Raw genomic sequence first — 7,636 nt, 5'->3', positions numbered from 1 at the left:
CGCGGCGCTTCCTCCTTGCCGCCGGTGCCGCCGTGGCGGGCGCGGCGGCAATGCCGAGCGTCGCGAGACAATCGAACGCGTCGCGCTTCTCGCTCGGCTTCGCGCCGCATGAGGGCAGTTTTGCGAGCCGGGGCCACCGGCTTGAACAGATCGCGTTTGCCGCCGATCAGGGCTTCACCGCCTGGGAGGACAATGAAGCCGCCGGTCGGCCGGTCGAAGAGCAGGTCGCGATAGCGCGCGCGCTGCAGCAACGCGGGATGACGATGGGTGTGTTCGTCGCGTCGATGCCCAAATGGGCGCAGTCGCGGCCGGTGCTCGGCGCGAATGACGATGGCGACCGCACCGCTTTCCTCGCCGATATCCGCGCGTCGATCGACGTCGCCAAGCGCCTCAATGCCAAGTGGATGACCGTGGTCCCCGGCTTTCTCGACCGTCGTGTGCCGATCGACATCCAGACCGGTCGGGTGATCGACACGATGCGCCGCGCCGCCGACATCGTCGCGCCGCATGGGCTCGTGATGGTGATGGAGCCGCTCAACACGCTCGTCGATCATCCCGGCGTGTTCCTGCAGACCGTGCCACAGGGCTATGCGGTGGCGCGCGGCGTCGACAGTCCGGCGGTGAAGATCCTCGCCGATCTCTATCACGAACAGATTCAGGCGGGGCATCTGGTCCGCACGCTGGACAGCTGCTGGAGCGAGATCGCCTATCTCCAGTTCGGTGACAATCCGGGCCGCAAGGAGCCGGGCACGGGCGAGATCAACTATGCCAACATCGTCCGCTGGCTGCGTGCGAAGCGCTTTGCCGGGGTGATCGGCATGGAACACGGCAATTCGGTCGAAGGCCGCGCGGGCGAGGAGCGCCTGCTCGCCGCCTATCGCGCGATCGACGCGGCATGAAGGGGAAGCGCGTGAAACTGACTCTGCCCATATCGGCGCTGGCATTGGCTGCGGCGAGCGGTTCGGCCCCGGCGCAGGAAAAGCCCGGCTTTCGCGATACGCCGGTGATCCCCGGCACCAACTGGAAGGTGCATGACGCGGATCGTCCGCATCCCACCGTCGTAACTCCCGCCGCCCAGCCCGGCGGCGCGCCGTCGGACGCGATCGTGCTGTTCGCCGGCACATCGCTCGACGCGTGGCAGCCGCAGCACACGCCGTGGACGGTTGCCGATGGTGCCGTCACGTCACGTCCCCGCACCGGCGGCGGGGGCGAGAATGCGCTGATCAGCAAGGTGAGCTTCGGCGACGTCCAGCTGCACCTCGAATTCCGCTCGCCGAACCCGCCCGAGAAAAGCTCGCAGGATCGCGGCAACAGCGGCATCTGGTTCATGCAGCGCTACGAAATCCAGATCCTCGACGGCTATAACAACCCAACCTATGCCGATGGCACGGTCGGCGCGATCTATGGCAGCACGCCGCCGCTGGTGAACCCGTCGCGCGCGCCCGGCGAGTGGCAGAGCTATGACATCGTGTTCGAACGCCCGCGCTTCGCCGCGGACGGGAAGCTGCTGCGCCCGGCATATATCACCGCCTTCCTGAACGGCGTGCTGGTGCAGAACCGCCAACCCTGGCGTGGCACGACGGTGTGGCGACAGGTCGCCAAGTATCAGGCGCATGGCGACGCCGCGCCCATCCAGCTTCAGGATCACAATTCGCCGGTATCGTTCCGCAACATCTGGGTGCGCCCGCTTCCCGAAGCTGCGGCGAGCCACGACCATCACGGGGAGCAGAAATGAGACTGGACCGACGCGACGCACTCGCCGGGATCGCGGCGATGTTCGGCACTGCGCTGTTCGCGCCGATCGCGCGCGCAGCATCGGCGCAGATGACCCCGATCAGCGATGGCCCGCCGAGCGCCCCGGTGTTCACTGCGGAGCAGCGCGCACTGATGACCGCGCTTAGCGAGCGCATCATGCCGACCACCGACACCCCGGGCGCGATTGCCGCCGGCGTGCCGGAGTTCATCGAAAAGATGCTCGCCGATTGGGCGATGCCGGACGAGCGCAAGCCGATCCTCGCCGGACTCGATGCGATCGCTGCGCGCAGCCAGGCCGATTTCCAGATTGCCGCCGTCAACGCCACCGCCGAACAACAGGACGCGCTGATCACGCTGGCGATGGAGGACAAGATCCCCGGCGGCCTGACCTTCTTCACCGCCTTTCGCCAGCTCGTCATCACCGGATACTTCACTTCGGAAATCGGCATCACGCAGGAGCGCGACTATCTGCCGGTGCCGGGGCGGTATGACGGTGCCTACCGCTATTCCCCCGGCACGAAGGTGTTTTCGTCATGATGATCGACCGACGCCAATTACTGGCGGGTGGCGCCGCGCTTGCGACCAGCCTCGCCGCCGCGCCGCTGATGGCGCGCGCGACGGCGCGGCCGATCGGCCTGCAGCTCTACACCCTGCGCGAACTGTTTGCCCCCGACCCGATCGGGACGCTCGAGAAGGTCGCGGCGATCGGCTATCGCGAGGTCGAATATGGCGGCGGCGGCTATGACAAGATGGACCATGCCGCGCTGCGCAAGGCGATGGATCGGCTCGGCCTGAAATGCCCGTCGATCCATGTCGGCTATGAGGCGCTGGCAGCCGATCTCGGTGCCGTGATCAAGATGGCGAAGACGCTGGGTGCCGACACGATCGTCCTCCCGTGGCTGACCCCGCCGATGCGCGACCCGCAGGTGTTTCAGCGCGCGATCGGCGACTTCAACCGCTGGGCGGGGCAGCTCAAACAGGCCGGGCTCGGCTTTGCCTATCACAATCACGATTTCGAATTCACCGTGAAGGCCCCTGACGGCCGCAGTCTGTTCGACCTGCTGGTGGCGGAGAGCGACCCGGCCTTGGTCAGGATCGAGCTCGACCTGTTCTGGGCCGTCGCTGCGGGCGAGGACGTGAAGGCGGTGATCAAGCGCCTGCCCGGCCGCATCTATGCCTATCACGTCAAGGACCGCGCCGCCGATGGCCGCATGGTCAGCGTAGGCGCCGGCGTGATCGATTTCGCCGACCTCTTCACGCTCAATAAGCAGGCCGGCGTCCAGCATCTCTATGTCGAAAATGATCAGGCGCCCGCGCCCTATCTGCCCGACATCAAGGCGAGTTTCGACCATTTGCGCCGAATCGGCGCGTAACCGGATTGAGGGGGGATCGGCATGGCCGACATGTTCGATGCGATCGTCATCGGCTCAGGGGTGAGCGGCGGATGGGCGGCGAAGGAACTGACCGAAAAGGGGCTGCGCGTCCTGATGCTCGACCGCGGGGTGATGGTCGAACATGGTCAGGACTATGACTATGACGGCAAGGCGCCGTTCGAGATCCCGGCGCGCGACATCATGCCCAAGCCGTTGATCGACAGCGATTATTTTATCGCGAAGAACGGCTATATCGCGCCCTCGAGCCAGAAATTCTACAATAACGACCGGCTCAACCCCTATGCCTATGGCGAGGGTGACAAATTCTTCTGGATCCGTCCCGGTGCGGTCGGCGGCAAGTCGCTGATCTGGGGCCGCTGGAGCTTCCGTTGGAGCCCGGAGGATTTCGAGGCGAACAAGAAGGAGAATGTCGGGATCGACTGGCCGATCCGCTATGACGATCTCGCGCCCTGGTATGACTATGTCGAAAAGGTTGTCGGCGTATCCGGATCGCGCGAGAATCTGCCGCAACTCCCCGACAGCCTGTTCCAGCCGCCGATGCAGATGAACGTTGCGGAGAAATGGCTCAAGGAACGGCTGGAAGCGACCTCGCCCGGGCGCAAGCTGATCCCGTCGCGCCTGTCCAACATGACCGAGGACAAGCCCGACCAGGGGCGCAGCAAATGCCAGTTTCGCAATCAGTGCGGACGCGGTTGCTCGTTCGGCGCCTATTTCTCGACCCAGGCGGTGACCTTGCCGCTGGCCCGCGCGACCGGACGGCTGACGCTGCGCCCGGATTCGGTGGTCACCAGCCTCGAATATGACGCGCCGCGCCGCCGCGTGACGGGTGTCCGCGTGGTCGATGCCAAGACCAAGCAGGTCGAGATCATTCCGGCGCGGATGGTGTTCCTGTGCGCCTCGGCGATGGCATCGACCCAGATCCTGATGAACTCGCGCGCACCGGGCAGCGGGAAGAGCCATTTCGACAGCAGCGGGACGCTGGGCCGCTATGTGATGGACCATATCTTCCGCGTCGGTGTCGGGGGCGAGATTCCGGGGTTCAGCGAGTTCATCGAATATGGCCGTCGTCCCGGCGGCGTCTACATCCCGCGCTTCCGCAATGTCGGTGGGGACGAAGGCGTGGGCTTCCGCCGCGGCTATGGCTACCAGGGCAGCGCGCGGCGCGAGCCGGCCCCGCCCAAGGGCTTCGGTGCGTCGATGAAGCAGGGAATGCGCGACTATGGCCCGTGGAAATTCGCAATGGGGGCGTTCGGCGAGTGCCTGCCCTATGAGGATAACCGCGTCAGCCTCCATGCCGACAAGGTCGACCGGTTCGGCGTCCCGCTGATGCGCTTCGACGTGCGCTTCCGCGACAATGAGATCCGCATGATGGACGATGCGCGGACCGAGGGCGAGAAGATGCTCAAGGCGGCGGGCATGCTCAACGTGCACAGCTGGCGCGGTGAGCATGTGCCGGGCGACGCGATCCACGAGATGGGCGGCGCACGCATGGGGCATGACCCGCGAGAGGCGGTGCTCAACAAATGGAGCCAGGCGCATGACGCGGCGAACCTGTTCGTCACCGATGGCGCGCAGATGGCGTCGGTGTCGTGCGTCAACCCGTCGCTGACCTTCATGGCGCTCACGGCGCGCGCCGCCGACCATGCAGTCAAGCAGCTGAAGGCGGGCGCGATCTGAAGATTTGGTTGGCTGGGGCGGCTGGATTCGAACCAGCGCATGGCGGTACCAAAAACCGCTGCCTTACCGCTTGGCTACGCCCCAACATCGTGCGGAAGCGACGCCCTTAGAGCGCCGCGCCGCGTGTGAAAAGAGGGTTTAGAGTCGTTTAAACCCGGCACCAGCCCGCTCCCCCGCCCGGCCACCCATAGGGTCGATCGATGGGTGGCTGGGCGGGGGAGCGGGCTGGTGCCGCAGCTATCAGGCAAACCGATGCACCCAGCCATGCGGGTCCGGCGCTTCACCGCGCTGGATCGCAGTCAGGCGCGTCTTGAGCGCTTCGGTCACCTGTCCCGGACCGCCGCCGCCGATGGTGAACCCGCCGGTGCGGCTTTTCACCTGACCGACCGGCGTCACCACCGCTGCTGTGCCACAGGCGAAGGTCTCGACCAGCCGGCCGCTGTTCGCATCGGCCTCCCACTGGTCGATCGCATAGGCTTCTTCGCGCACGGTGATTCCCTGCTCACGGGCCAGCGCGATGATCGATTCCCGCGTGATGCCGGGCAGGATCGTGCCGGTCAGCGGCGGGGTGACCATGCTGCCATCGTCGAACACGAAGAACAGGTTCATGCCGCCCAGCTCCTCGACCCAGCGGCGCTCGGCCGCGTCGAGGAACACGACCTGGTCACAGCCCTCCTTGATCGCCTCGGCCTGCGCGACGAGACTCGACGCATAGTTGCCGCCGCACTTGGCTGCCCCCGTACCGCCCGGTGCGGCGCGGGTATAATGGTCGGACACCCAGATCGTCACCGCCTTGGCCCCGCCTTTGAAATAGGCTCCGGCGGGCGAGGCGATGACGAGGTAGAGATATTCGCTCGCCGGCTTCACGCCCAGGAACACCTCGCTCGCGAACATGAACGGGCGGAGGTACAGCGACCCGCCCTCAAGGCTGGGGATCCAGTCGCGATCGGCGGCGACCAATGCTTCGAGCGATCCGATGAACAGGTCATCGGGCAGCTCCGGCATCGCCATGCGCCGCGCGGACTCGCGAAAGCGCCGGGCATTCTCCTCTGGCCGGAACAGTGCGGTGCCGCCATCGCTCAGACGATAGGCCTTCAGCCCCTCGAAAATCTCCTGCGCATAATGCAGTACGGCAGTGGCCGGATCGAGCATCAGCGGGCCGCGCGCGGTGATCTTCGCGTCATGCCAGCCCTGCGTGTCCGACCAGCGGATCATCGCCATGTGATCGGTGAACAGCTTGCCGAAACCGGGGTCGGCGAGCAGGCGGGTGCGCTCGTTCGCCTCGACGGGAGCCGGGTTGGCCTCGATCTGAAACGTCAGGCTGCTCACTTCACTCTCCTGAATTGATCGTTGCGCAGGCCTAAGCCCGATGGCAAAACAGGTCAACATGGCTGTCCCAACTGCGTCCCCACTATTTCTTCGCGAGGCCGAAATCCGGCGGGGCGTGGAATTGCTGTACTTTGGCTACAGTAACCTGACCCGCTCGATCGATGAGGGGCTGGCGGCGCAGGGTCTGGGACGCGCGCACCATCGGGCGCTCTACTTCGTTGCGCGTCAGCCGGATATCACCGTGGGGGAACTGATCACGCTGCTTGCGATCACCAAGCAATCGCTGGGCCGGGTGCTGACCGACCTGACCGAACGCGCGCTGATCGAGACGCGGCCGGGGCGCGAGGATCGGCGGCAGCGGTTGCTCCGCCTGACCCCGGCGGGGACGCAGCTGGAGGCGGAGCTGTTCGACGCGCTGCGCGAAAAAATGACCGCCGCCTATTCCTCGGCGGGACAGGCGGCGGTCGGGGGGTTCTGGGCCGTGCTCGAAGGGCTGATCCCCGCCGACGAGCGCAAGCGGGTGTCAGATCTGGGGCGTTAGGGTCACGCCACCTTGAACCCTTCGCGGTTCATTGCCTTGGTCAGTACGGCGTTCTTCTCGTCCGACAGGCTCGCGCGCAGTTCCGGGAACAGCCGCTCCTCCTCATCCTTCATATGCTCTTCCAGCTCGCCGCGCAGCTTGCGGATCGTGGCGAGGAATTGCGGGCTGGCGGCGGGCATATTGTCCAGCTCGTACAAATGCTGCTTCACATAGCCGTGCTCGCTGTTGAGCTCATCGGCTTCGGCGACCTTCCCTGCCTCGCGCAGCGCGGGGTAGATGACATTCTCTTCCTCGATCGCATGCTTGGCCAGCGCGTGCTTGAGCTGGGTCAGCATCATGGTTCGCCGCGCGGTGGCGCTGTCGTCGGTCGCTTCGATCGCGTCGAGCAGCTTGAGCACCGCCTGATGCTCGGCGATGAGGCCGTCCATCCAGTCGCCCGCCAGCAACGTCGGCGACTGCACCGCCGCCTTGCGGCCGAGCATGGCCAGCACGCCCAGTGCCGCCCCTGCCGCGGTAGCGCCGGCAATCGCGCCGAAGCTCCCGCCCCAGCCGCCTTCGTCCTTGAACCGGCCCTTGCTGTCGCGGGTCTGATTATCTGCTTGGGTCGATCTGCTCTGCGTCTTGGTCGCCATCATCGCCTCCGTGGATTGAATACTGGCGCGACAACGTTTTCAGCAGGTTGGACGTTCCGCCTTAACTGCGCGCGGCGGCGGCCATCTCGGCGTTGCGGCGCTCCGACGCTTCGAGCGTGGCGGTGAGCAACTTGACCAGCGCGGCCTCGGCGTCGAGCACGTCGAGCCCCTTGTGCGTCGAACCGCCGGGGCTGGCGACTTTGTCGGCGAGCGTCGCGGGGCTGTCGCTGGACCGGGCGGCGAGCAGCGCCCCGCCCTCGACCGTTGCCAGCGCGAGCCGCAGCGCCTGATCGGCGGGGATACCGACC

At 66.1% G+C, this 7,636-nt stretch carries 9 protein-coding genes and 1 tRNA gene; 6 read left to right on the top strand and 4 right to left on the bottom strand.

The window, feature by feature from the left end; all coding sequences use genetic code 11:
• The 5 genes from AX681_RS13865 to AX681_RS13845 all read left to right on the top strand — a co-directional run.
• A partial coding sequence (locus AX681_RS13865; protein WP_231734959.1) for a hydroxypyruvate isomerase family protein occupies window positions 1-899 on the top strand: 899 nt, incomplete at its 5' end.
• Between the two features lie 11 nt (window positions 900-910).
• Window positions 911-1,735 carry a 3-keto-disaccharide hydrolase gene (locus AX681_RS13860; protein WP_231733821.1) on the top strand — a complete coding sequence of 275 codons (825 nt, stop codon included), beginning with the start codon at window positions 911-913 and terminating at the stop codon, window positions 1,733-1,735.
• On the top strand, window positions 1,732-2,292 hold the full coding sequence (locus AX681_RS13855; RefSeq protein WP_066663530.1) for a gluconate 2-dehydrogenase subunit 3 family protein: 561 nt from the start codon (window positions 1,732-1,734) through the stop codon (window positions 2,290-2,292). Before AX681_RS13860 ends, AX681_RS13855 begins: the two co-directional genes overlap by 4 nt.
• Window positions 2,289-3,128, top strand: coding sequence for a sugar phosphate isomerase/epimerase family protein (locus AX681_RS13850; RefSeq protein WP_066663532.1), 840 nt, complete (start codon window positions 2,289-2,291; stop codon window positions 3,126-3,128). The genes AX681_RS13855 and AX681_RS13850 overlap by 4 nt, the downstream gene beginning before the upstream one ends.
• A 21-nt stretch (window positions 3,129-3,149) precedes the next feature.
• Window positions 3,150-4,826, top strand: a complete 1,677-nt coding sequence (locus AX681_RS13845) for a GMC oxidoreductase (protein ID WP_066663534.1) — start codon at window positions 3,150-3,152, stop codon at window positions 4,824-4,826.
• A gap of 9 nt (window positions 4,827-4,835) precedes the next feature.
• Here the strand turns inward: AX681_RS13845 and AX681_RS13840 are convergent.
• Window positions 4,836-4,910, bottom strand: a tRNA-Gln gene (locus AX681_RS13840).
• A 156-nt stretch (window positions 4,911-5,066) separates the two neighbouring features.
• Window positions 5,067-6,215: a branched-chain amino acid aminotransferase gene (locus AX681_RS13835; protein ID WP_082738088.1), complete on the bottom strand. Its 1,149-nt coding sequence runs from the start codon at window positions 6,213-6,215 to the stop codon at window positions 5,067-5,069.
• Between AX681_RS13835 and AX681_RS13830 the strand changes: the two genes are divergently transcribed.
• Entirely contained in the window at window positions 6,214-6,696 is a 483-nt protein-coding gene (locus AX681_RS13830) for a MarR family winged helix-turn-helix transcriptional regulator (protein WP_066663539.1), read from the top strand. The genes AX681_RS13835 and AX681_RS13830 overlap by 2 nt on opposite strands.
• 2 nt (window positions 6,697-6,698) lie before the next feature.
• On the opposite strand, the gene AX681_RS13825 is transcribed toward AX681_RS13830, so the two are convergent.
• Both AX681_RS13825 and AX681_RS13820 read right to left on the bottom strand, forming a co-directional pair.
• Window positions 6,699-7,328 (bottom strand): hemerythrin domain-containing protein, encoded by a 630-nt coding sequence (locus AX681_RS13825; protein ID WP_066663542.1) that lies wholly within the window; start codon window positions 7,326-7,328, stop codon window positions 6,699-6,701.
• A 61-nt stretch (window positions 7,329-7,389) separates the two neighbouring features.
• Window positions 7,390-7,636: pyrroline-5-carboxylate reductase family protein (locus tag AX681_RS13820; protein ID WP_331710020.1), on the bottom strand; the 247-nt coding region annotated here is incomplete at its 5' end.

Origin of the sequence: Sphingomonas sp. CCH9-E2 (genome assembly GCF_001557215.1) — a bacterium.
Classification (GTDB): domain Bacteria; phylum Pseudomonadota; class Alphaproteobacteria; order Sphingomonadales; family Sphingomonadaceae; genus Sphingomonas.
Note: the sequence above shows the minus strand (reverse complement) of the source record. Positions and strands in the feature narration are given on the sequence as shown.

Coding starts and splice junctions, on each gene's coding strand:
- AX681_RS13855 (WP_066663530.1), top strand. CDS start 1,732: ATGAGACTGGACCGACGCGACGCACTCGCCGGGATCGCGGCGATGTTC.
- AX681_RS13850 (WP_066663532.1), top strand. CDS start 2,289: ATGATGATCGACCGACGCCAATTACTGGCGGGTGGCGCCGCGCTTGCG.
- AX681_RS13845 (WP_066663534.1), top strand. CDS start 3,150: ATGGCCGACATGTTCGATGCGATCGTCATCGGCTCAGGGGTGAGCGGC.
- AX681_RS13830 (WP_066663539.1), top strand. CDS start 6,214: ATGGCTGTCCCAACTGCGTCCCCACTATTTCTTCGCGAGGCCGAAATC.
- AX681_RS13835 (WP_082738088.1), bottom strand. CDS start 6,215: ATGTTGACCTGTTTTGCCATCGGGCTTAGGCCTGCGCAACGATCAATT.
- AX681_RS13825 (WP_066663542.1), bottom strand. CDS start 7,328: ATGGCGACCAAGACGCAGAGCAGATCGACCCAAGCAGATAATCAGACC.